This window comes from Streptomyces sp. NBC_00287, from assembly GCF_036173105.1.
Taxonomy (GTDB): Bacteria; Actinomycetota; Actinomycetes; order Streptomycetales; family Streptomycetaceae; genus Streptomyces.
This window is the reverse complement of record NZ_CP108053.1, coordinates 3,018,433-3,040,129: the sequence shown is the minus strand read 5'-3', so window position 1 is coordinate 3,040,129 and position 21,697 is coordinate 3,018,433. Positions and strand designations below refer to the sequence as shown.

Here is a 21,697-nt window from a genome sequence, read left to right as displayed (position 1 = left end):
AGGAAACCCAGGGATAGGACGGTTACGACCCATGCGCACGCTGATACTGCTCGCCCTCGCGGGCCTGGGCGCCCAACTCGTGGACGGCAGCCTCGGCATGGCCTACGGCGTCACCTCGACCACGCTGCTGCTGGCCATGGGCACCAATCCGGCCGCCGCCTCGGCCACCGTCCATCTCGCCGAGATCGGCACCACCCTGATGTCGGGCGCCGCGCACTGGCGGTTCGGGAACGTGGACTGGAAGGTCGTCGCAAAGATCGGCGTACCCGGGGCGGTCGGGTCCTTCCTCGGCGCCACCGTTCTCTCCCGGCTCTCGACCGAGCTCGCCGAGCCGGTGATGTCCCTGATCCTGCTGGGCCTCGGCCTCTACGTCATGTCCCGCTTCACCTTCCGCGGACTGCCCAAGGGGCAGCTCGGCAAGCCGTTGCGCAAACGGTTCCTGTCCCCGCTCGGTCTGGTCGCCGGGTTCCTGGACGCGACCGGCGGAGGCGGCTGGGGTCCGGTCGGCACGCCCGCGCTGCTGGCCAGCGGACGGATGGAACCGCGCAAGGTGATCGGCTCGATCGACACCAGCGAGTTCCTGGTCGCCGTCGCCGCCAGCGCGGGCTTCCTGCTGTCCCTGGGCTCCCAGGGCCTCGACTTCGTATGGGTGGCCGCGTTCCTGATCGGCGGCCTGATCGCGGCCCCGATCGCCGCCTGGCTGGTCCGCCTGCTCCCACCGCGGATCCTCGGCTCGGCGGTCGGCGGCGTCATCATCGTCACCAACGTCCGCACGCTGCTGAAGAGCGACTGGATCGCGGCGCCTGCGGGGCTGACCACTTTCATTTACGTTGTCCTGTTCGCCGTCTGGGCCGCGGCCCTGGCGTACTCGATCCGCGCCTACCGTGAAGAACAGCTGCCGGCGGCTCAGGAGACGTCGACCGCGAGTGTGTAGAAGCGGGTGATCTGTACGGGGTTCTCGTTGTCGTCGGTGACCAGGTACAGCGCTCGCCGCCCGGCGTGTGGACCCTCGGTCAGTGGGTCGCCCAGTGCCATTCCCTCGGCGTTGTCCAGCAGCGGGTTGACCTGGGGCTGCTTCGCGCGGGCGCCGGAGGGTGGGCAGTCGCCCATGTCGACCAGTTCGCGCTTGACCACGAACGCGGAGGCGGGTGCCTTCCCCAGGGACGGCACGTCGGATACGTCCTTCAGCCCGGCCAGCGACACCTCGTAGACGCGGATGCTGTTGCCCTGGCCCTCGGTGTAGCCGCGTTCCAGGGCGAGGAACCGGTCGCCGTCGCCGAGGGGGGCGAGGTCCGCGAGGCGCAGGCCGGAGTCGGTCTCGTAGGCGATCTGCCCGTCGACGCGGTACTCGCCGCCCGGCTCGCCCGAGTAGCGCAGGATGCGGATGCGGTTGCCGCCGCGCCAGGTGCCGTCGCGGCCGAGGGGGTCCTCCAGACCGACGTAGAGCCGCCGGCCGTCGGGGGAGAGGGCCAGGGACTCGAAGATGGCACCGCGCTGGGCGTCGCCGCCCGGCACATCGGAGCGGAAGACCTCCGGGACCGGCAGTTCGTCCAGCAGCTCGCCGGTGGTGAGGCTGTAGCGGCCGATCGAGGGGGTGTACTCGGAGGCCACGAGGACCGTCCGGCCGCCCTCCTCCACGGCGAGCGCCTCGCCGTCGAAGCCCTGCTCGCTGTACGGGCGGCCGTTGCCGCGCAGCAGGCGCGTCATGCCCGTGATCCGGGGCTCGGGAGGCTTGCCCGGCTCGCCCAGCTCCAGCCGGAAGAGCACCGGGGAGGAGTTGTCGGCGAGCGAGAGCGCGCTGCTGCCGGAGACCGCGAGCGAGGACAGTCCGGAGACGCGCCGGCCCTGGAAGGTGACCTTGTCCAGACGGTCGGAGAAGCCGATCAGGGAGGCATGCGGGGAGCAGACGTCGGAGGGGAGGTTGCCGGTGTCGGCGGCGAGCGTGGCGACGGGGGCGAGGGCGGCCAGGACGAAGGCGGTGCGGCGCTTCCAGCGGGGCCGTGGCGGAGGGGGCAGGAACCGGTCGGGCGGCAGCGGGTGGGCGAGGTTGCGGACGAAAGGGAGCTGGCCGACCTGGTTGTTGTCCTGCTGGCGGGGCGTGGGGCGGCCGCGCTGGTCCAGGGAGCCGCGGACCTCGCGGTAGATGGCGTCCAGGGTCAGGAAGGGCCGCGTCGGCTGGCCGTCCCGGCCCGGGATCCCCTCGCGCAGGACGCGTACGAACTCGCCCGTGAACGCCGTGCACTCCTCGCCACGGGGCGCCAGCGCGCGGACGTTGGAGGCGGCGGAGGTCAGCAGATAGCTGCCCTTGATTCCCTTGACGTCCGCGACCGTCTTGAGTGGGGTGCGCGTCTGGGCGTCCATGTCGCCGAGGGCGCGTCCGCTGTAGCAGCAGTCCAGGATGATGACCTGGCGCTGGGCCCGGTTGAGCTGGCGCAGCGCCTCGCGCAGCTCGCTGTACAGCATCGCCTTGTACGGCAGCTCCTCCGCCGACCCGATCATGGTGAGCCGCAGGGCGCGCAGCGGATCGACGAAGCCGTGCCCGGCGTAGTAGACGATGAGCGTGTCCCGAGCGGACCGGGCCGCCTGGACGACCGGGTCGATCAGATCGTCGGCGGACTTCGGATCGAGCACGACGACGCACTTGTCCGGGGGCAGCCCCCAGATCGCCCGATCGGTCAGCGCCTCCTTCAGCCGGGTGAGGTTGCGCGCCACGGTGGGCAGCTTCGGCATGGTCTTGTACGAGGCGACACCTATGAGTACGGCGGCGGAGGCGCCGGGGTCGGGCAGCGCCTCGGTCACCGGGTGCCGTCCGGCGGACCGCTGTCCATGTCACCCAGGTCCCGCAGGAAGGCCTCGACCTCCTCGGGCGTCGCATCGGGCCGCAGGGTGGCGCGACGCCCGTCCCGCTCGACGATCACATGGGAACGGGGCCGCCGCGCCCGCCGGAACTCGATGATGATGAAACCGAGGGAGGTGAGCTGGAAGAGGGACTCGAGAACGAGCTGAATGATGTCGAGCGGGTCCCCCATGGTGGAGTCCCCGCCGGACGAGACCCCGGTACGCAGGCCGATCTCCGCGTCGAGTCCGGATTCCCGCTCCTCGATCAACCAGTCGTAGAGCTGCTTGAGTTCGCCGCCGTCGGGATCGTCGGACAGTCTGAGCTGGACGTCCATTGCCCTTCCTTCGCCCCCTGCCGGGTAGGGCCGCACTGGATCGTGGAAGTGATCAACTCTCCGCCTGACACAGGAGGTTGACCCCTGGAACAAGCATACGGTCGTCCGGTGCGCCTGTGCACGAAGATCCCGTCCAACCTCCGTGCAGCGAGCGGGACTTGTGTGGCCTGGGCGGCATTCATGTCCCGTCCATCTCAAGGGCGCCGCCGCGTCACATCGATACCTCTAGGTTCAGTTGGCCTGTCCCGCCGACCTGGAGAGTAATGAGCCGTCCCTTACCGAGCCGTCGTGTGGCCGTACTCGGTTCTGTCGCGATCTGCATCGCCGCGCTGGTCGTCTTCGTCCAACCCTGGGCGGATCAGGCCGACAGCGCGGATGCCGAGCCGGGACGAAGATGCGGCTCCTCGGTGCCGTATGTCTCGGGTGCGGGAGGCTATGCCAGTTACCGCATACCCGCCGTCGTCCGGACTCGTGCCGGGACCTTGCTCGCCTTCGCCGAAGGCCGGGCCGGTGGCAAGGAGGACCACGGCGACATCGACGTCGTGCTCAGGCGGTCGCAGGACGGCGGATGCACTTGGGGGCGGCTGCGAGTTGTTGCGGAGGGTGAGGGGGATACCCGGGGCAATCCGGCGCCGGTTGTTGATCCCCGGACCGGGAACGTCGTGCTGGTCACCTCGTACCACAGCGGTGACGTCACCGAGGCGCGGATTCTGCGCGGTGAGGCCGGCGAGGAAGGCCGACGGGTCTTCGTGCAGACGAGCGAGGACGGCGGGCGCTCCTTCTCCGCGCCGCGGGAGATCACGTCGGCGGTGAAGAAGCCGGACTGGCGCTGGTACGCCACAGGACCTGGCCATGCCGTCGCCCTGACGTGGGGTGACCACGCGGGGCGGCTGATCGTCCCGGCCAACCACTCTTCGGCGCCGCCACCGGGGTCGCCGGACACCGGTCAGGAGCCCAAGTACTTCGGGGCGCACACGATCTACAGCGACGACGGGGGGAGGTCCTGGCACCTCGGGTTCGTCGAGGATTCGTATGAGGGTGTACACAACGCCAACGAGTCGACCGCGGCCCAACTTCCCGACGGGCGGCTCTATTTCAACGCCCGGAACCAGAAGGGGGCGAGCCCCGGGAACCGCCTGGACGCCTACTCCAGTGATGGGGGCGCCAGTCTGGACCGAGGCTATGCGGAGCAGAGTTCGCTGAACGATGTACCCGTGGTCGAGGGCAGCGTGCTGCAACTGACCGGGGATAGAGGGGAATTGTTGTTCTCCGGGCCCTCCGTACCGACCGACCGTGCCGCGATGGCCTTGTGGAGCAGTGCGGACGGGGGACGGTCCTTCGCCAAGGCGCTGACCTTGTCCACGCGGAAGGCCGGGTACTCGGACCTCGTGCAGACCGATGCCGAGAGCGTGGGGATCCTGTACGAAACGGGCGTTCGGACGGCGTACGAAACTATTGAGTTCCGGCGAGTTCCGTTGAGGACCCTGCGTAGGTGAGGAAGGCGGACCAGGTGGTGGGGAGAGGGTGAGCTGGGGGGCCTTGGGTGTTCTTGGAGTCGCGGATGCGGATGGTGGAAGGGGCGAGGGCCACTTCTACGCAGTCATCGCCGGAGCCGCCGCTGCTGTAGCTGACGCGTCACCGCCTCACGGCACCACGGGCCGCCCCCGCCCGGATTCCACAGGGTGGCGTCCGGGCGGGGGGTTCCGTCACCGAAGTGGCGGCGACAACGTCACTGTGTGGATTTGTAGTAGACGGCCTGATACGCCCTCACAACTGGCGCTACCCTCTGGGCATAGCCCGACCACGAACCACTGTGCTTGACTCGGCCGCGATACGTGAAGTTCTTGTGGCTCTTCAGGGCGGTGTGACTGATCGCCTTGTCTCCGCTGTCGTTGTACTGGAGCTTGTGCTGCGCGTTGATCCAAGTTCCGGAACTCTCAGAGACCGTCGTGTCATCGTAAGACGAGACCGCCGTCCAGTCCGTTCCCATGGCCGACTTGCTGGGAGTCTGGGGAAGGTCGTCGAGGAAGTCGCTGCCCGGAGCCATTTGATTGCACTGCCGCGGAGTCCCCATGAACGCGCCGCACAGGGTGAGCTGACCCATGCTCGCCCCATTGTGAGGAGTGCCGAGTGTGACAACGTCCTCGATATAGAGGTACGGCGGGAAGCCAGGGCTGCCCTTCTTGACGTGGTATAGCGCGGCGCGGACCACGAGGCCGCCCATGGAATGGGCGACCACGTCGACCTTCTGGCCGCCGTACGGCGAGCTGGAGTAGGCGTTGTAGACGCGGTTGGCGAAGTGCCTGGCTATCGTCGTGAGGCTCGTTTCACGTGTACCGTAATCGCCGTTTGCGTCCTTGAACCGGGTGGTGCAGCCGTTTGATCCCGACTTATTCTTGTAGTAGCTGTACGTGATCAGCTGGTTGTCCGCATACCCGCGCGACTTGAAGTAAGCGATCGCGCTCGCCCACTCCTCCCGGCAGTTGATCGCCGCCGCGCCGCTGGGATCGAATCCGTGCACAAAGATCACCTTGCTGCGGCCGTCCGACCGGCTCGGCGCGGCGTTTGCCGGGGCAGCCGCCACGAATGCGATCGCCATGGCGAGAAGTGCGCTGAGGAACAGTGTGGTTGAACTTCGGGCTCTTCGCATGGCCCTACCCCCTCGTCGAATGACCCCCAAGATCCCTCCCCGGGCGTCCCGGTCCTGAAGACTAGGCGGGGGGAACCGCGATGGGCATGTCACGTGATCGCGTGACAGCGCGGGGGTAACGGGGGGAGACACCATGGGGATTACGGTCGAATCCGTCACTTTGTCGACGCAGGAGCCCGCCCAACACCAGCTTCAGCGCAAGTCCGCACGCCTGTCCGCGGTCCTGAGGGCGAGCAGTGCTTTCGGAGCGGCCCTGGTCGCTGTGGTCGGCTTCGCACCGCCCGCACGTTCCGTCTGGGTGGCCGTCGCTGTCGTCGGACTGCTGGTGTGGAGCTGCCTGTTCACCGTGGTGATGTTCAGGCCGGGACCGCATCCCTGGCTCTGCGTCGGTGACACCGCCGTCGTTGTGGTGCTCTGTCTGGCGCACGGCAGGCTCGTCCCGGCCGAGGTCCTGGAAGCGTCAGCGGGCTCCGGATGGATCGACATGGTCGCCGGCACCGGTGTCTTCATCGCACAGTTCGCGCTGCGGCAGCCCTGGGCGATGGCCGCAGCGCTCGCCATCGCGGCGGCCCACGCGATGGGCACCGGGGTACGAGAGGCCTCCGTCGTCCTGGTACCCCAGGGGCTGCTCGCCGCCGCTGTCGCGGTCCTGCTGCGACATGGAGCGCGCAGGGCGGATCTCGCACTGTCCGAGGAGGCGTCAGCGCGTGCGTCCGAGCGGGCCCGGTCCGCTGCCCGCACTGATGAGCTGGACCAGCAGCGGCTGCTGCACGACACCGTGCTCGCCACGCTCACCATGGTGGGGACCGGCAGCATCACGCGTGACTCCGCCGCGCTGCCGGAACGGGCCGGGGCCGACCTGGCCGTCATCGAAGCCCTGCGGGCACACCCCGGCGTGGCACGCGATGTGGCGCACGACCCCGCACCGCTGGATGTCGCGCTGCGCACCGCCGTACTGACGCGCCGCGTCGGCCTTCCACCACTGGACATCGAGTTCGACGTGCCGCCGCTGGACCTCCCCCACGAGGTCGTGACCGCCTTCTCGCAGGGGGTCGCCGAGGCCCTGGCCAATGTGGCCCTGCACGGGGACACCCGCGCCGCCCGGGTCTCGGTCCGACCCGTCGGGCAGGGCGCCACCGTCGAAGTCCGCGACAGCGGAGCCGGGTTCGACCCGGCGGCTGTTCCCCTCCACCGACGCGGCCTGCGGGAGTCGATCCACGGCCGGATGCGTGCTGTGGGCGGCAGCGCCCGAGTGGTTTCGTCCGCCGGAGCCGGAACCCGGATCGTGCTGAGGTGGGAACCATGAGCGCCGGCGCCGTCGAAGGCGTGGTCGCCACCCGCTTCGCCACGGCCGTCAACATCGGGGTGGTGGCGATCGTCGGCATCTGGCATCTGGGTCTGGACACCCTGCTGGTGCTCAGGGGCTGGCCGATGTACGAGCCGCAGGTCGCCGCCGCGGGCGCCTGGCTGGCCCTAGTGGTCATCCAGACGGCCGGTTCCGTCCTGCTGCTGCGCTCCCTGCTCAGTGCACGTACCGCGCGGCTGCTTGCGGGGGCAGCACTGGTCGCCGGTGTCGTCGCCACCGCCACGTACCCGCCGGGTGGGGCGATCGGTGACGTGAGCTGGGCGTGGAACGCCGTGGGTTGGTTCGGCGTGTTGCTTCTGATGCAGCGCCCGCTGTGGGAGCTGATCACCCTGCTGGTCGCGAACACGGCTGTCACGGTGGGCTTCCTGGCCGCCGACGGCGCGCTCGACCAGGTCACCGTCTCCCGTCTGCTGGCCGCGAGCTACACCACCGCCGGTATCCAGCTGACGTTCGCGTACCTGGCCCGGCAGCTCAACAGCGGTGCCAGGGAAGCCACCGAGGCCGCCGCGGCACACGCGGAGCACCTCGCCCGTGCCACCGCCGACGAGGCCGTGCACGCCGAGCGCCGGCGCCGGTACGAGCATCTGCGCGGCAGAGTGGAACCGCTGCTGCGTGGTCTGACGGAACGCCGACTGGACCCGGGGGACGCCGTCGTACGCCAACGCGCCGCCGTGGAGGCGGCACGCCTGCGGAGGCTGTTCGCGGAGACGGACGACACCCCGCACCCGCTCCTGCACGAGCTTCGGTCCTGTGCCTACATCGCCGAGCGGCGCGGCGTACGCGTCACCCTGCTGAGCTACGGAGACCTGCCCGAGCTGTCGACATCCGTCCGCCGGGAACTGGCGGAAGGGGCCCTGCTCGTCCTGGCCGCCGCAGCCACCGAGGCGCGGGTCACCCTGCTGGCGACGCCGGAGGAGGTCGCGGTGAGTGTGGTGGCCGACGCCCCGCCGGAGACGGTCGTGGAACCGCCGGGCCCGCTTGCCGTGTCCTTCCTGTACGACCAGGAGGGGGACCAGCTGTGGTGGGAGACCCGATATCCGGTGCGACCGGCTCGCTGACCGTTGCCATCACCGACGATCACCCGGTCGTCATCGAAGGCATTCAGACCTGGCTGTCCGAGGAGCCGCGCATCTCGGTGGTGTACACAGGCGAAACCGCCGATGTGCCGCCCGGCGTCGCTGATGTCCTCATCCTCGATCTGAACCTGCACGGCAGGATCGCCATCGACACTGTCGCCGCACTGGCAGCGGCGGGCCAGCGGGTCATCGCCTTCTCTCAGTTCACCGAGCAGCGAGTGGTGCTGGAATCGCTGGAGGTGGGAGCGTGCGAGTTCGTCGCGAAGAACGAGGGACGGGCGCACCTGGTGAACACGGTGCTGGCGGCGGCGGGAGACAGGCCGTACCTCACACCGACGGCCGCGGGTGTCCTGGCAGGTGATCGCGGCGCGAACAGGCCCCAGCTGTCCTCACAGGAACGCACCGCGCTGCTGTGGTGGTTCCAGTCCATGTCGAAAGCCTCGGTCGCCCGGCGCATGGGTGTATCGGTCCACACCGTGGACGTGTACATCCGCCGAGCGAGAGTCAAGTACGCGCAGGTCGGCCGAAACGCACCGACAAAGGCGGACATGCTGGCCCGCGCGATCGAGGACGGCCTGGTGAAGCCCGACGACATCACAGGCTACGAGTCAGCCGCGGCCGGCGGGGGCTGACGGCCCCGAAGTGGACCCTGCGTAGGTGAGGAAGGCGGACCAGGTGGTGGGGGAGAGGGTGAGCTGGGGGCCTTGGGTGTTCTTTGAGTCGCGGACGTGGATGGTGTGGGGGCGGGTGGCGATCTCTACGCAGTCACCCGAACCACCGCTGCTGTAGCTGCTCTTGAACCAGGCCAGTTCGCCGGTGCTCATAGGTCTCCTCGCATCCGCTGCAACAGGCTCGTGGAGTCTTTGAGAGTGAGAGCCTGTGAGCGCATCCTGGCATACCGCATCTGGAGCATGCTGACCACCTTCGCGTCAGCGATGAACTGGCCACTTTCCTGCCCCTCGCAGTAGGCGAACCACTTGTTCTCCGGCGTTTCCAGCAGCTGCATGGGACCGTCCAGTCCCGCGTGGGTGTCCTGCTCTGTCGGCATGATCTGGATCTCTACGTTCCGCAGCTGGGCGATTTCCAGTACGTGATCGATGAGCTCCCTGGTGACCTCCACACCGCCGGTCCGCCGCCGGAACAAGTGCTCCTCCAGGATGAAGGCGAACGCCGTGTTCGGCCGTTCCCGTAGCAGTCGTTGCCGCTCGGCTCGTGCGATCCACAGCGCCTCGACCTGTTCGTCGCTCATTGGCGGAAGCTGGTTCGTGAACAGCGTCCGCGCGTACGCCTCCGTCTGCAACAGCCCCGGAATCAACCGGCATTCGTACGTATAGAGCGTGATGGCGGTGGCCTCCAACTGCGCCCACCGCCGAAACCAAACCGCCAACCCCGGCTGCCGAGCCAAATGCCGCTCCGCCTTCCTCAGGGCACCCGTATTCCCCAGCACCCCCTCCGCCCGCTCGCCGAACCTCGGATCCGGCATGCGTCGTCCCTGCTCGATCGAGGCCACCGTGTGTTTGGAGAGCCCCACCCGCTCCCCGAACTCCTCCCGGCTCAACCCGGCATGCTCCCGAAGGGCCTGCACCACCGCCCCGAACGTCCGCAGGCTGTCCGACGACTCCGGCTCACCGCCACCCACCGCTGCATCGACCACAGTCGGTCACCTCCCGCGCACATGGTCACGGCCAGTCACGCGTACTGTCCACCCCGTAACCGCGTACGCTCCCGCAGCGTACGCGCCGCCGACCTGGTGAAGTACCCCGCGCGGACGACAGATTGAGCGCATGACCGCACCGCGCACCCCCCACCCCCCGGTTACCGTAAGTGTGTTCACCCAGCGGCTCACCGCCACCCCGCGCGGCGCCCGCCTCGCCCGCCACCTCGCCCAGAGCCAGCTGCATGTCTGGGGCATCCCGCACGGCAACGACGTGTCGGACGCCGTTGCCGCGATCGTCGCCGAGTTGGCTACCAATGCCGTGACCCACGCCCGTGTTCCCGGGCGGGACTTCGAGCTACGGCTGTCTCTCGTCGCAGGGAGTGTCCGCGTCGAGGTCAGTGACACCTGCGCCGAACGGCGTCCACCCGAGCCCACCGCCGTAAGGCCCCCGCACCCTCTCGACGAGTACGGCCGCGGACTCGTTCTCGTCCAGGCGTTCGCCGATCGTTGGGAGGTGCTGGAGCGGGAGCCTCCCGGCAAGACCGTCCGCGCGGAGGTCGACGTACCGAAGTGGCTGGCTCTGTGGCGCCGTTGAGTCAGCCCCGCTCGACCCCGAGGGTGAGGCGGCCGGCGTATCCGGCGGAGGTCGTACTGCCCAGGGCGGTCAGGGTCAGGAGGCCGGACGCGGCGCCTCCTTCGTCGTAGATGGAGTCCTGGGCGAGGGTGGTGCGAGGGACCGTGTTGGTCGAGTACGGCGAGAGCGCGGCGACCCGGGTGGTGATCGCCTCGTCGAAGAAGAGCTGGCCGGTGTGGAGTTCCTGGCCGCCGGTGAACGAGCCGTCGGAGGTGAGGGTGACGTCCGTGTGCACCTTGATGTGGATGTGGATGCAGCGGCCGCGGTACCAACCGGGATAGACGGTGGTGATGTTGGCGATGCCGCTCGAGTTCGTGAGTATCCCGCCGCGCAGGAAGGTGCCGTTGTCGGGCTCGTCGTGGCCGTTGTTGCCGACGAAGCCGGAGTACTCGCCGAGCGCGTCGGCGTGCCACAGCTCCACGAGGGCGTTGCTCAGGGGCGCGCAGGTGTCGTCGTCGACGACGGTGAGGGCGAGCTTCAGGGGGATGCCGGTCTTGTCCTCGGCGATGTTCGACCGGACGAGCTGTCCGTCGAGGTAGTAGGGACCTTCGGTCATCTCCTTCGTGAGCGTGCACACGGCCGCCGCGGCGACGGGCTCGGTGCGTACGGAAGTCTCCGGCGCTGCGGCGGCCACGGCGAACGTGGCAGCGGCGGCACCGCTGGCGATGAGGACGGTGCGCCGTCCAACGGGGGTGTCTGTCATGGACACGGCACCGTAGGGAGACAGGCTGTCGACGAGCTGTCAGTTCGGCAAAGTGACGGCACGTCAAGTTCGTTGCCGGTCATGGTTCTCGTGGCGAGGCAAGCCGGGCGGGTCCCCAAACCCGCCCGGCGAGGAGCTGTCTCAGTTGGCCGCGCAGGCCAGGTCCCAGCCGCCGTAAGAGCCGCTGACGTACGCGCCGTTGTCGACGTGGCCGACGCGGAAGTAGAAGCAGGCCGCCTCGTTCATGTCGGTGTCGTAGACGTAGGCGTTGTTCAGGTCCCACCCGGTGTAGCCGCCCGTGTAGTCCACGCTCAGCTTCGTGTGGCTGGTCGACGGGGTGCCCGTGGTCGGGTTCGTGTACTGGAGGCGCACGCCCTTGCCGTCCGTGCAGACGTCGAGCATCTTGAAGGTGTCGCCGTTGTCGATGAAGTACACGGCGCCGCAGCTGTCGCTGGAGGCGTTCGAGTACGTGGTGGCCTGGGCCGAGGTGGCCGTCATCACGGTGAGCGCCGTGGCCGCGACAGCGGTGACGGCCAGGCTCTTGAGCTTGGGCATGTTTCTCCTTGGCACCTGAACACAGGGAGGTGTCTCACCCACATCCAGGTGAACCCCCCTGCTTTAAGGCGAAACTATGCACGACACGTGATCTTCGTACAAGAGTTCGTCAGCTCGGTCGGCACAGCAGCGGCTTGTCCAACTCCGCGCACGGCCGGTGCCCGTGGTGGCGCAGCACGTCCTTGCCGACCTCGTCGGCGAGATAACGCAGGAAGCCGGCAGCCACCGAGTCGGCGGGCGGCTCGCCGTAGGTGTAGGCGAACTCGGTCTGCCAGTACGGATACGCGCCCTCGTCGGCGCCTTCCAGAGTCGCCGGATAGCCGTCGATCCGTACCTGCAACAGGTCGTCCCGCGCCGACGCCGCGCCCACCTCACTGTGCCCGAGCGCTCCGGGCGTGGTCGCCACCGTATTGAGCAGGGTTTCCGTTTCGCCCACCTCGCAGCGCCCCGCGCGTTCCTCCGGCATGCCCGCGCAGTCGCTCGATGTCACGGCCGGAATGGTCCTGTTGCCCAGGACCTGGCGCTCCAGCGTCGTCCTCGTCCCCGAGCCGGGGTTACGGCTGACCAGGTGGATCGGTACGTCATTCCCCTTCGCCTGGCTCCAGTTGGTGATCCGCCCGGCGTAGATGTCCCGCACCTGCTCCAGGGACAGGTCCCGTACGCCGGCGTCCTTGTGCACGACCAGCGTGAACAGGGACAGGGCCACCGGGCGCGGCAGGAGCTGCGGGCGTCCGTCGCTCTTCGGGCCGTCGCTGAACGCCAGTCGGTCGCCCAGTCCCTGGCCGCCCTTCAGCTCGGTCTTCTCGCCCGCCGCCGCCAGCGCGTCGAGGCCCGCGACGCTCCCCTTGAACGTGTCGTCCCCGATGTCGATCACCGCCTCGGTGCAGGTCTTCGTGTACTGCCCGGCCGCCTCCTTCAGTACCGGCGCGAACGCCGTGGACCCGGAGAGCGTCAGCGTTCCCTCGGCGCAGTCCAGCGGGGCGGCTTCCGCCTCGTCCCGGGTGAAGGTGAACAGCGACTGGGCGAGGGTCACCAGGACCAGGGCGACGAGCAGCACCTGGACCGGTCTCGACGCGAACTGGTAGTACTTCGTCTGCTTGATCGACCCCTGCCCGACCCCGCCCACGACGCCCGCGACCACCTGCGGGTCGGGAAACGCGGCCTCCGTATAGCCCGCTTCGCGCTGCAGAACCGTCAGCACCTTGTAGTGGGCCCCGCGGTTGAGTGTCACCTTGGGCAGTTTGATGCCGTCCACGGTGTCGAGGCCGTCGCCGGGCGGTTCGAAGAATGTGTGCAGTTCCTCCGGCTCGAACTCGGTCACGACCATGCCGACGACCTCGCGGCCGGGGAAGGCGACCTGGATGCCGACCGAGTTCGGGGACACGTAGTCGCTGGGGACGATCGGGGTCCAGCCGATGTTCTCGATGCGCAGCAGCACGACGGACGGGTCGCGCAAGGGCGTGCCGTGCCGCTCCATGCGCCCGAGCACCCCGACGATGTCGTCCGGCAGCCTGGCGGTGTCCCGTGCCGTGGTGTCCATCTGTACGCGGTAGCCGAGCCGTTTGCGGCCGACGAACACAAACTCCCAGAGGGCCGCGCCGACGGGGATCGCCAGACCGAGCACGGCGGTGGCGAGCTCCCAGGGAAAGTCGTTCACGGCCAACTCCCGCCAGAACAAGGGTGGATGGGGAGGCCATGGTGACCGGAGCAGGTCAGAGGGGGCGGAGGATTCCGTGTTCCTACCGATCCAATTCACCCGTGGGTCATCTGGGACACCCGGGGTTTCCGTTAGTTGCTGCGCGAACCATTGACGCGCAAGGGGTTCGATTCTACGGTCCGTCCGTCCGAAGTGACGATCGTTGTTCGACATGCAGAACATGGCCACTTCCCCAAGACCCCCAGAACAGGAGCGTTCGCGTGAGCCGCACCAGAACCGCTCTGCTCGCCCTCCCCGCCGCCGCGCTGCTGGCCCTCATCCCGTCCAGTGCCTTGGCCTATCCCAACCCCGGCACGGTCACAGGCTCCACCGTCGTCCACGACCCGACGATGATCCGCACCTCGTCGGGCCAGTACCTGCTGTACGCCACCGGCGGCGGCATAGCCAACAAGGCCTCCAGCAACCGCATCGCCTTCAGCGCGGGCGCCGACGCCTTCTCCTCCCGCCCGAGCTGGTGGTCGTCGTACTCCTCCGTGCCGGAGGCCTGGGCGCCGGACATCTCGTACCACGGCGGCAAGTACCTGATGTACTACTCCGTCTCGAAGTTCGGCTCGAACACCTCGGCGATCGGGCTCGCCGGTTCCACCACGGGCCTGCCCGGCAGCTGGACGGACTACGGCACCGTCTACACCTCCAGCTCCGCCAGCGACTACAACGCCATCGACCCGAACCTCTTCGTCGACGACGACGGCAAGTGGTGGCTGTCCTTCGGCAGTTGGTGGACCGGGCTCAAGATGATCCAGATCAACCCGTCCACCGGGAAACAGCTCTCCACCAACACCACCCGCTACTCCCTGGCCTCCCGCCCGACCGGAACCAAGGCGGTGGAGGCGCCGTACATCGTCAAGCGAAACGGCTACTACTACCTCTTCGCCTCGTACGACACCTGCTGCGCGGGCGCGAGCTCGACGTACAAGGTGAAGGTGGGCCGCGCCAGCAGCGTCACCGGGCCGTACTACGACAAGAACGGCGTCTCGATGATGAACAACGGCGGGACGCCCGTGCTGGAGTCGCACGGCAGCATCATCGGCCCCGGCGGGCAGTCGATCATGAACGACGTCGACGGTGACCTGATCGTCTACCACTACTACGACGGCAACGACAACGGCACGCCCAAGCTCGGCATCAACCTCCTGAACTGGAGCAGCGGATGGCCCGTCGCGTACTGACCCTGCTGGCCGCGCTGGTCTTCCTGCTCGCCCTGGGACAGTCCTCCGCCAGTGCCGCCTCGTTCAGCAACCCCGTGAAGTCGGTCAAGGGCGCCGACCCGTGGATCTCGTACCACAGCGGCAACTACTACATGGTGACGACGAGTTGGACCGACCGGATCACCATCCGCAAGTCCAGCACCCTCGCCGGTCTCGCCACCGCGCCCAGCGTGCAGGTGTGGCAGGGCGACGCGGCCTCGCGTTGCTGCAACATCTGGGCGCCGGAGCTGCACTACCTGAACGGCCGCTGGTACCTCTACTACGTCGCGGGCCAGAACGTCTCCGACTACATCCCGACGCAGCGCACCCACGTCCTGGAGAGCGCGGGCTCCGACCCCATGGGCCCGTACACCTACCGCAACCAGCTGAACTCCGCCTGGATGCTGGACCCGACGGTCGGCACGATCAACGGCCAGCTGTACCTCTTCGGCAGCGCGAGCGGCGGCACACAGAACCTCGTGGCCGCGCGCATGTCGAACCCGTACACCCTGGCCACGGGCTTCTCCACGATCTCTACGCCGACATACGACTGGGAGAGGTCGGGCGGCACGGTGAACGAGGGCCCGGAGATACTCCAGCGCAACGGCCAGACGTACCTGATCTACTCGGCGAGCGGTTGCTGGACGCCGGACTACAAGCTCGGTCAGCTGAAACTGACGGGCTCGGACCCCCTGTCGTCCGCGTCCTGGACGAAGAAGTCCACACCCGTCTTCCAGCGCAACGACTCCGCCGGCGTCTACGGCCCCGGCCACAACGGGTTCTTCACCTCACCGGACGGCACGGAGGACTGGATCGTCTACCACGCCAACGACTCCGCGTCGGAGGGCTGTGACAACGGCCGTACGACAAGGGCGCAGAAGTTCACATGGAACGCGGACGGCTCGCCGAACCTTGGCACGCCGGTGGGACTGGGCAGCAGTCTCGCGGGCCCCTCCGGTGAACCGTCGTCGGCTTCCACGACGTACACCCTCACCAACCGCAACAGCGGCAAGTGCCTTGACGTGGCGGGTGGTTCGACGGCTGATGGTGCCAATGTCCAACAGTGGACATGCAGCGGAGGCACCAACCAACGCTGGCGCCTGGAGGACTTGGGCGACGACACCCACCGCCTGGTCAACGTGGCCACGGGCAAGGTCCTCGACACCGAGAACTGCTCCTCCGCCGACGGCGCGGACCTACGCCAGTGGTCCTGGCTGAACAACACCTGCCAGCGCTTCCGCTTCGTGGCGACAACGGACGGCTACGTAAGGATCGTCAACCAGGCAACGGGCAAGGTAGCGGACGTCGCCAACTGCTCGACGGCGGACGGGGCGGACGTACGCCAGTGGACGTGGCTGAACAACACGTGCCAACAGTGGCGCCTGAACCCGGCGTAATCACCCCATGCCTGCGGCGTTGGGCCACCCGGCGTTGGGCCACCCGGTAGCAGGCGCAGGCGACAACCCCGGCCCCGTCGTCCCGCGGACCTGCGCCGCCGTAAGCCCTCCACGGGCCGGAACCCCAGGCGGCGTAGGCCCAGCGGACGCCGCCGCAGGCATGGGCATGGGCATCGGCATGGGCGCCGGCGCCGGGGCCGGGGCCGGCATGGGCGCCGGAGTGGGCATAGGCGCCGGCATCGGAATGCCGGCCCCATTTGTAGACCCGACCAACCGATCCACGGCCGCCGTACCCGAGCTGTAACTGGTCCCTGTAGCCAGCTCGGGCACGGCGGCCGCTCCCCTCCTGGTCCCGTAGAGCACCTGTTCCAGGCCGGACACCAGGCGACGCACGTCCACCTGGGGGCGCACCACGAGTCTCAGGAAGCGGCTGGACGAACCGATCTTGTTGCCGCACTCACGGACCAGGATCCGGTGCTCGGTGAGCAACCGGTCCCGGACGACGGTGCCTTCGGCCCCCACGGGAAGCCGTACGAAGAGGAAGTTGCCCTGGGAGGGGTACACGGTCAGCCCCGGCAGCGCGGCGAGCTGGCTCGCCATGTCGAGCCGGTCCCGCCGCACCTGGTGCAGGCTCTCCGCGTACTCCTGACCGTGGTACTTCAGCATGAACACCACGTGCTCGGCGAAGGCGTTGAGGTTCCACTTGGGGAGCATGGAGCGGACCCGGCCCGCCAGCGCCGGGTTGGCGACCAGATAGCCGAACCGTATGCCGTGCAGACCGAAGTTCTTGCCGAGGCTGCGCAGCACGATGACGTTCGGCCGCAGCATCGCCTCCTGCACGACCGACGGCTCCACCTCCGCGTCGGCGAACTCCAGGAACGACTCGTCGATGATGACGAGATCCAGATCGGCCATGGCGTCCATGAACTGAACGATCGCGTGCCGGTGCAGAAAGCCGCCGTCGGGGTTGTTCGGATTGCAGATCACTGCGGCGCGGGTGCCGCGGGCCCGGATGAACTCGGCGTACTGCGCGAGATCGAGGGCGAAGCCGCTGGACTCCTGGAGCGGAAACATGTCGACCCGCTTGCCGGTCTCCATGGGCTGGTCGGTCCAGCGGCCGAAGGTGGGGACGGGGATGGCGAGGGACTCGCGGACCAGCAGATGGTCGATCCAGGTGATCAGCTCGGTCGAGCCGTTGCCCATCGCGACGGCCTGCGGGGGGAGTTGGAGGAGGTTGCACAGCTCGGCCGTGATCGTGTCGGCGCTGCTGGGGTAGTACGTGATGATGTCGCGCAACCGGCCCGCCATGTCGTCGAACATGGCGGGCGTGGGGAAGTACGGGTTGCAGGGGATGCAGAAATCGATCGGCCCGACCCCGTCACCGCCTTCACGGGTCAGCGACGCCATCGAGGGGCTGTGCGCCGCCGTGCTGCGGAACAGCGAGGTGACGTTCTCAGCCAAGGCAACCTCCGTCTGTGGGTGGCCCGTGCGGGGGAGCACGGGCCGCCCTTAGATACGGATGCCTGTGTGGCGCTGTTCAACCTCTGTGAATTCGTTGGGAAGTTGTGAACAGGCTATGAGTTTGCCTCAGGCGCTGAACGTGTGCACCGTCGTCGTCCGGTACGTCTGACCGGGTCGCAGCGTGGTGGACGGGAACGACGGCTGGTTCGGCGAGTCCGGGAAGTGCTGCGTCTCCAGGCACAGGGCGTCGCCCTGGCGGTAGATCGAGCCGCCGGTGCCGACGAGGGTGCCGTCGAGGAAGTTGCCCGAGTAGAACTGCAGGCCCGGCTCGGTCGTGGCGATCTTCAGGGTGCGGCCGGAGGAGGGGTCGCGCAGGGTGGCGACGTGCTCCGGCTTCGACGTGCTGCCCTTGTCGAGGGCCCAGTTGTGGTCGATGCCCTTGCCGTACAGCAGCTGCTGGTGCGCGACCCGGATGTCCTCGCCGACGGTCTTGGTGCGGCGGAAGTCGAAGGGGGTGCCGGCCACCTTCGCCAGCTCGCCCGTGGGGATCAGCCCCGAGTCGACCGGCGTGTAGCGGGAGGCGGCGATGGACAGCTCGTGGTCGTAGATGGTGCCGCTGGACTCGCCGGCCAGGTTCCAGTAGACGTGGCTGGTGAGGTTGACGACGGTGGCCTTGTCGGTGGTGGCCTCGTAGTCGATGCGCCAGTCGCCGGAGCGGGTGAGGGTGTACGTCACCTTCGTCTTCAGCGTGCCGGGGTAGCCCATCTCGCCGTCGACGGACGTGTAGTAGAGGTACAGGCCGACGTCGGAGCCCTTGGTGAACGGCTCGATGTCCCAGACGACCTTGTCGAAGCCCTTGGACCCGCCGTGCAGGCTGTTCTCACCGTCGTTGACGGACAGCTGGTAGGCCTTGCCGTCCAGGGTGAACTTGCCCTTGCCGATGCGGTTGCCGTACCGGCCGATCAGGGCGCCGAAGTAGGGGCTGGAGGAGACGTAGTCCTCGATGTTGTCGAAGCCCAGCGAGACATTGGTGTAGCGACCGCGCCGGTCGGGGATCTCCAGGGACTGGACTATGCCGCCGTAGGAGAGGACCTTCAGCCGGGTCCCTCCGTTCTCCAGGGACCAGCTGTAGATCTTCGTGCCGTCGGCGAGCTTGCCGAAGAGCGACTTCACCGGCTTCTGCCCTCCCGTGGCGTGTGCGGTGCCGCTCACTGCGGCGGTCACACCGGCGGCGGCTGCCCCGGCGATGACGGTACGTCTGCTCAGTTCCATGTGCGGCTCCTGCAAAAGGAAGCGGGCCCCGCCTTGAGGCGGGGCCCGAGCTGACTTACGAACCGACCTTGCGCTTGCTCCACACGTCGAACCCGACCGCCGCCAGCAGTACCAGGCCCTTGATGACCTGCTGCCAGTCCGTGCCGATTCCGACGAGGTTCATACCGTTGTTCAGCACACCCAGGACCAGACCGCCGATGACCGCGCCGAGCACGGTGCCGACACCGCCGCTCATCGACGCGCCGCCGATGTACGCGGCCGCGATGGCCTCAAGTTCGAAGTTGAGGCCGGCCTTGGGCGAGGCCGCGTTGAAGCGGGCGGCGAAGACCAGACCCGCCAGGGCCGCGAGCATGCCCATGTTCAGGAAGACCAGGAAGGTGACCTTCTTGTCCCGCACACCCGACAGCTTGGCCGCCGGGAGGTTGCCGCCGATCGCGTAGATGTGGCGGCCGATGATCGCGTTGCGCATGACGTAGCCGAAGCCGACGAGCAGCGCACCGAGGATCAGCAGGACGTACGGGGTGCCCTTGTAGCTGGCCAGGAGCATCGTGATGGTGAGGATGGCGGCGGAGATCGCGACCAGCTTCAGCAGGAAGAGGTTCATCGGCGGAACCTCCAGCGAGAACTCCTGCTGGCGCCTGCGGTCACGGACCTCCTGGAGCACCACGAACGCGATCAGGCCGAAGCCCAGCAACAGCGTCAGGTTGTGGTAGTTGGTGTCCGGGCCGACCTCGGGCAGGAAGCCGTTGGCGACCTTCTGGAGCCCCTCCGGGAACGGGCCGAGCGTCTGGCCCTCCAGGTAGATCTCCGTCAGACCGCGGAAGACCAGCATGCCCGCGAGGGTCACGATGAACGATGGGATCCCGAGATACGCGATGAAGTAGCCCTGCGCGGCTCCCGCGGCGGCGCCGACGGCCAGACACAGCACCACGGCCAGGGCCCAGGGTATGTCGTTCTTGACCATGAACACGGCGGCTATGGAGCCCACGAACGCCGTCAACGAGCCGACCGACAGGTCGATATGGCCCGCGATGATGACGAGCATCATGCCGATCGCGAGGATCAGGATGTAGCTGTTCTGGAGGACCAGGTTGGAGACGTTGCGCGGCAGCAGCAGGTCGCCGTCGGTCCACACGGCGAACAGCACCACGATCAGACCGAGGGCGATCAGCATGCCGTACTGCCGCATATTGCGGCGCAGGCCGTCCATCACCAGCTGGAGCAGGCCGTCACTCGCGGCCCCTCCGCTCTTGCCCGGCGGCGCGGGGGCCGGGGTCTTGGCGGTCACATCCGTGCTCATCGGGATACCTCTTTGTCCTTAGTCATCTGACGCATCAGCGATTCCTGCGAGGCCTCTTCTCTCGAGAACTCACCGGTCAGCCGCCCCGCGGCCATCGTGTAGATGCGGTCACACATGCCGAGCAGCTCCGGCAGCTCGGAGGAGATGAAGACGACCGCCTTGCCCTGGGCGGCCAGCTGGTCGATGACCGTGTAGATCTCGTACTTGGCGCCGACGTCGATACCGCGCGTCGGCTCGTCCAGGATCAGCACATCGGGACCCGCGAAGATCCATTTGCTGAGGACGACCTTCTGCTGGTTGCCGCCGGACAGCTTGCCCACCGGTTCGAAGACGGTGGGCGCCTTGATGTTCATGGACTTGCGGAAGCCCTCGGCGACCTGCCGCTCCTCGTGCTCGTCGACCACGCCCCGCTTGGCGACCTTGCCCAGCGCGCTGAGCGAGATATTGCGGTTGATGGTGTCGATGAGGTTGAGGCCGTAGTGCTTGCGGTCCTCGGTGACATACGCGATGCCGTGCTTGACCGCCTCGGGGACGGTCTTCGTACGGATCTCCGTGCCGTCCTTGAGGACCGTGCCGTCCGCGTACCGGCCGTAGGTGCGCCCGAAGACGCTCATCGCGAGCTCGGTGCGGCCGGCGCCCATCAGGCCCGCGACGCCGACGATCTCGCCGCGCCGCACCTGGATCGACACATCGTCGACGACCTTGCGCTGCTGGTCGATCGGGTGGTGCACGGTCCAGTTGCGGATCTCCAGCGCGGGCGCCGAGCCCTCCTCGGGCTCGTGCGGAGTCCGGTCGGGGAAGCGGTGTTCCAGGTCGCGGCCGACCATCCCGCTGATGATCCGGTCCTCGGTGGTCTCCGCGGCCTTCACATCGAGCGTCTCGATGGTCCGGCCGTCGCGCAGGATCGTCACCGAGTCGGCGACCTTGCGGATCTCGTTCAGCTTATGGCTGATGATGATCGAGGTGATGCCCTGCTTCTTCAACTCCAGGATGAGATCGAGGAGCTTGCCGCTGTCCTCGTCGTTCAGCGCGGCCGTCGGCTCATCGAGGATGAGCAGCTTCACCTTCTTCGACAGCGCCTTCGCGATCTCCACCAGCTGCTGCTTGCCGACACCGATGTCAGCGACGCGGGTGTCGGGGTGATCGCTCAGACCGACCCGGCGCAGCAGCTCGGTGGCGTGCCGCAGCGTCTCGGTCCAGCTGATGATCCCGCGCTTGGCGTGTTCGTTGCCGAGGAAGATGTTCTCCGCGATGGAGAGGTAGGGGATCAGGGCCAGCTCCTGGTGAATGATCACGATGCCGTGATGCTCACTGGCCCTGATGTCCTTGAACTCGCAGACCTCCCCCTCGAAGAGGATCTCCCCCTCGTAGGTTCCGTGCGGGTGGACGCCGGAGAGGACCTTCATCAGGGTCGACTTGCCGGCGCCGTTCTCTCCGCAGATGGCGTGGACCTCGCCCTGCTGGACGGTCAGTGTGACGTCCGACAGCGCCTTGACGCCGGGAAAGGTCTTGACGATCGAGCGCATTTCCAGGACGGGTCCCGCCATGG

21 protein-coding genes are annotated in these 21,697 nt (G+C 67.9%); 8 read left to right on the top strand and 13 right to left on the bottom strand.

Annotated elements, in window-relative coordinates; genetic code table 11:
• Nucleotides 1-31: 31 nt before the first annotated feature.
• On the top strand, nt 32-934 hold the full coding sequence (locus OHT76_RS13910; RefSeq protein WP_328871129.1) for a sulfite exporter TauE/SafE family protein: 903 nt from the start codon (nt 32-34) through the stop codon (nt 932-934).
• On the opposite strand, the gene OHT76_RS13905 is transcribed toward OHT76_RS13910, so the two are convergent.
• Together OHT76_RS13905 and OHT76_RS13900 are read right to left on the bottom strand one after the other, a co-directional pair.
• The gene (locus OHT76_RS13905) at nt 907-2,799 is read right to left on the bottom strand and encodes an esterase-like activity of phytase family protein (protein ID WP_328871128.1); all 1,893 of its coding nucleotides are present in this window, start codon (nt 2,797-2,799) and stop codon (nt 907-909) included. The genes OHT76_RS13910 and OHT76_RS13905 overlap by 28 nt on opposite strands.
• Nucleotides 2,796-3,173: an effector-associated constant component EACC1 gene (locus OHT76_RS13900; RefSeq protein ID WP_328871127.1), complete on the bottom strand. Its 378-nt coding sequence runs from the start codon at nt 3,171-3,173 to the stop codon at nt 2,796-2,798. The genes OHT76_RS13905 and OHT76_RS13900 overlap by 4 nt, the downstream gene beginning before the upstream one ends.
• A 290-nt stretch (nt 3,174-3,463) precedes the next feature.
• Here OHT76_RS13900 and OHT76_RS13895 point away from each other — a divergent pair, with 290 nt between their 5' ends.
• On the top strand, nt 3,464-4,669 hold the full coding sequence (locus OHT76_RS13895) for a sialidase family protein (protein WP_328871126.1): 1,206 nt from the start codon (nt 3,464-3,466) through the stop codon (nt 4,667-4,669).
• Here the strand turns inward: OHT76_RS13895 and OHT76_RS13890 are convergent.
• Both OHT76_RS13890 and OHT76_RS13885 read right to left on the bottom strand, forming a co-directional pair.
• On the bottom strand, nt 4,626-4,763 hold the full coding sequence (locus OHT76_RS13890; protein WP_328871125.1) for a DUF397 domain-containing protein: 138 nt from the start codon (nt 4,761-4,763) through the stop codon (nt 4,626-4,628). The genes OHT76_RS13895 and OHT76_RS13890 overlap by 44 nt on opposite strands.
• Nucleotides 4,764-4,902: 139 nt before the next feature.
• Nucleotides 4,903-5,772, bottom strand: coding sequence for an esterase/lipase family protein (locus OHT76_RS13885; protein ID WP_328871124.1), 870 nt, complete (start codon nt 5,770-5,772; stop codon nt 4,903-4,905).
• A 184-nt stretch (nt 5,773-5,956) separates the two neighbouring features.
• Here OHT76_RS13885 and OHT76_RS13880 point away from each other — a divergent pair, with 184 nt between their 5' ends.
• The 3 genes from OHT76_RS13880 to OHT76_RS13870 are packed head-to-tail and all read left to right on the top strand — an operon-like array spanning nt 5,957 to nt 8,897.
• Nucleotides 5,957-7,129 (top strand): sensor histidine kinase, encoded by a 1,173-nt coding sequence (locus OHT76_RS13880; protein WP_328871123.1) that lies wholly within the window; start codon nt 5,957-5,959, stop codon nt 7,127-7,129.
• Nucleotides 7,126-8,247, top strand: a complete 1,122-nt coding sequence (locus OHT76_RS13875; RefSeq protein WP_328871122.1) for a hypothetical protein — start codon at nt 7,126-7,128, stop codon at nt 8,245-8,247. Before OHT76_RS13880 ends, OHT76_RS13875 begins: the two co-directional genes overlap by 4 nt.
• Complete coding sequence (locus OHT76_RS13870) at nt 8,208-8,897, top strand: response regulator transcription factor (RefSeq protein ID WP_328871121.1); 690 nt, start codon at nt 8,208-8,210, stop codon at nt 8,895-8,897. Before OHT76_RS13875 ends, OHT76_RS13870 begins: the two co-directional genes overlap by 40 nt.
• Here OHT76_RS13870 and OHT76_RS13865 read toward each other — a convergent pair.
• Nucleotides 8,874-9,089 carry a DUF397 domain-containing protein gene (locus tag OHT76_RS13865; protein WP_328871120.1) on the bottom strand — a complete coding sequence of 72 codons (216 nt, stop codon included), beginning with the start codon at nt 9,087-9,089 and terminating at the stop codon, nt 8,874-8,876. The two genes, OHT76_RS13870 and OHT76_RS13865, sit on opposite strands and share 24 nt — an antisense overlap.
• Nucleotides 9,086-9,919: a helix-turn-helix domain-containing protein gene (locus tag OHT76_RS13860; protein ID WP_328871119.1), complete on the bottom strand. Its 834-nt coding sequence runs from the start codon at nt 9,917-9,919 to the stop codon at nt 9,086-9,088. Before OHT76_RS13860 ends, OHT76_RS13865 begins: the two co-directional genes overlap by 4 nt.
• 130 nt (nt 9,920-10,049) lie before the next feature.
• Here OHT76_RS13860 and OHT76_RS13855 point away from each other — a divergent pair, with 130 nt between their 5' ends.
• Nucleotides 10,050-10,517 (top strand): ATP-binding protein, encoded by a 468-nt coding sequence (locus tag OHT76_RS13855; RefSeq protein ID WP_328871118.1) that lies wholly within the window; start codon nt 10,050-10,052, stop codon nt 10,515-10,517.
• Between the two features lies 1 nt (nt 10,518).
• Here the strand turns inward: OHT76_RS13855 and OHT76_RS13850 are convergent, their stop codons facing one another.
• The 3 genes from OHT76_RS13850 to OHT76_RS13840 all read right to left on the bottom strand — a co-directional run bounded on the left by OHT76_RS13850 (nt 10,519) and on the right by OHT76_RS13840 (nt 13,471).
• Nucleotides 10,519-11,259 (bottom strand): intradiol ring-cleavage dioxygenase, encoded by a 741-nt coding sequence (locus OHT76_RS13850; RefSeq protein WP_328871117.1) that lies wholly within the window; start codon nt 11,257-11,259, stop codon nt 10,519-10,521.
• 141 nt (nt 11,260-11,400) lie between these two features.
• Nucleotides 11,401-11,814 carry a hypothetical protein gene (locus OHT76_RS13845; RefSeq protein ID WP_328871116.1) on the bottom strand — a complete coding sequence of 138 codons (414 nt, stop codon included), beginning with the start codon at nt 11,812-11,814 and terminating at the stop codon, nt 11,401-11,403.
• Between the two features lie 109 nt (nt 11,815-11,923).
• Nucleotides 11,924-13,471: a substrate-binding domain-containing protein gene (locus tag OHT76_RS13840; RefSeq protein ID WP_328871115.1), complete on the bottom strand. Its 1,548-nt coding sequence runs from the start codon at nt 13,469-13,471 to the stop codon at nt 11,924-11,926.
• A 260-nt stretch (nt 13,472-13,731) separates the two neighbouring features.
• Here OHT76_RS13840 and OHT76_RS13835 point away from each other — a divergent pair, with 260 nt between their 5' ends.
• Together OHT76_RS13835 and OHT76_RS13830 are read left to right on the top strand one after the other, a co-directional pair.
• Entirely contained in the window at nt 13,732-14,700 is a 969-nt protein-coding gene (locus tag OHT76_RS13835; protein WP_328871114.1) for an arabinan endo-1,5-alpha-L-arabinosidase, read from the top strand.
• On the top strand, nt 14,682-16,115 hold the full coding sequence (locus tag OHT76_RS13830; RefSeq protein WP_328871113.1) for a family 43 glycosylhydrolase: 1,434 nt from the start codon (nt 14,682-14,684) through the stop codon (nt 16,113-16,115). Before OHT76_RS13835 ends, OHT76_RS13830 begins: the two co-directional genes overlap by 19 nt.
• On the opposite strand, the gene OHT76_RS13825 is transcribed toward OHT76_RS13830, so the two are convergent.
• The 4 genes from OHT76_RS13825 to mmsA form a co-directional block, all read right to left on the bottom strand.
• Entirely contained in the window at nt 16,116-17,576 is a 1,461-nt protein-coding gene (locus OHT76_RS13825; protein ID WP_328871112.1) for a pyridoxal phosphate-dependent aminotransferase, read from the bottom strand.
• A gap of 126 nt (nt 17,577-17,702) precedes the next feature.
• On the bottom strand, nt 17,703-18,848 hold the full coding sequence (locus OHT76_RS13820; protein ID WP_328871111.1) for an aldose epimerase family protein: 1,146 nt from the start codon (nt 18,846-18,848) through the stop codon (nt 17,703-17,705).
• A gap of 55 nt (nt 18,849-18,903) precedes the next feature.
• Nucleotides 18,904-20,148, bottom strand: a complete 1,245-nt coding sequence (gene mmsB / locus OHT76_RS13815) for a multiple monosaccharide ABC transporter permease (protein WP_328871110.1) — start codon at nt 20,146-20,148, stop codon at nt 18,904-18,906.
• The gene (mmsA, locus tag OHT76_RS13810) at nt 20,145-21,695 is read right to left on the bottom strand and encodes a multiple monosaccharide ABC transporter ATP-binding protein (protein WP_328871109.1); all 1,551 of its coding nucleotides are present in this window, start codon (nt 21,693-21,695) and stop codon (nt 20,145-20,147) included. Before mmsA ends, mmsB begins: the two co-directional genes overlap by 4 nt.
• Nucleotides 21,696-21,697: the final 2 nt, after the last annotated feature.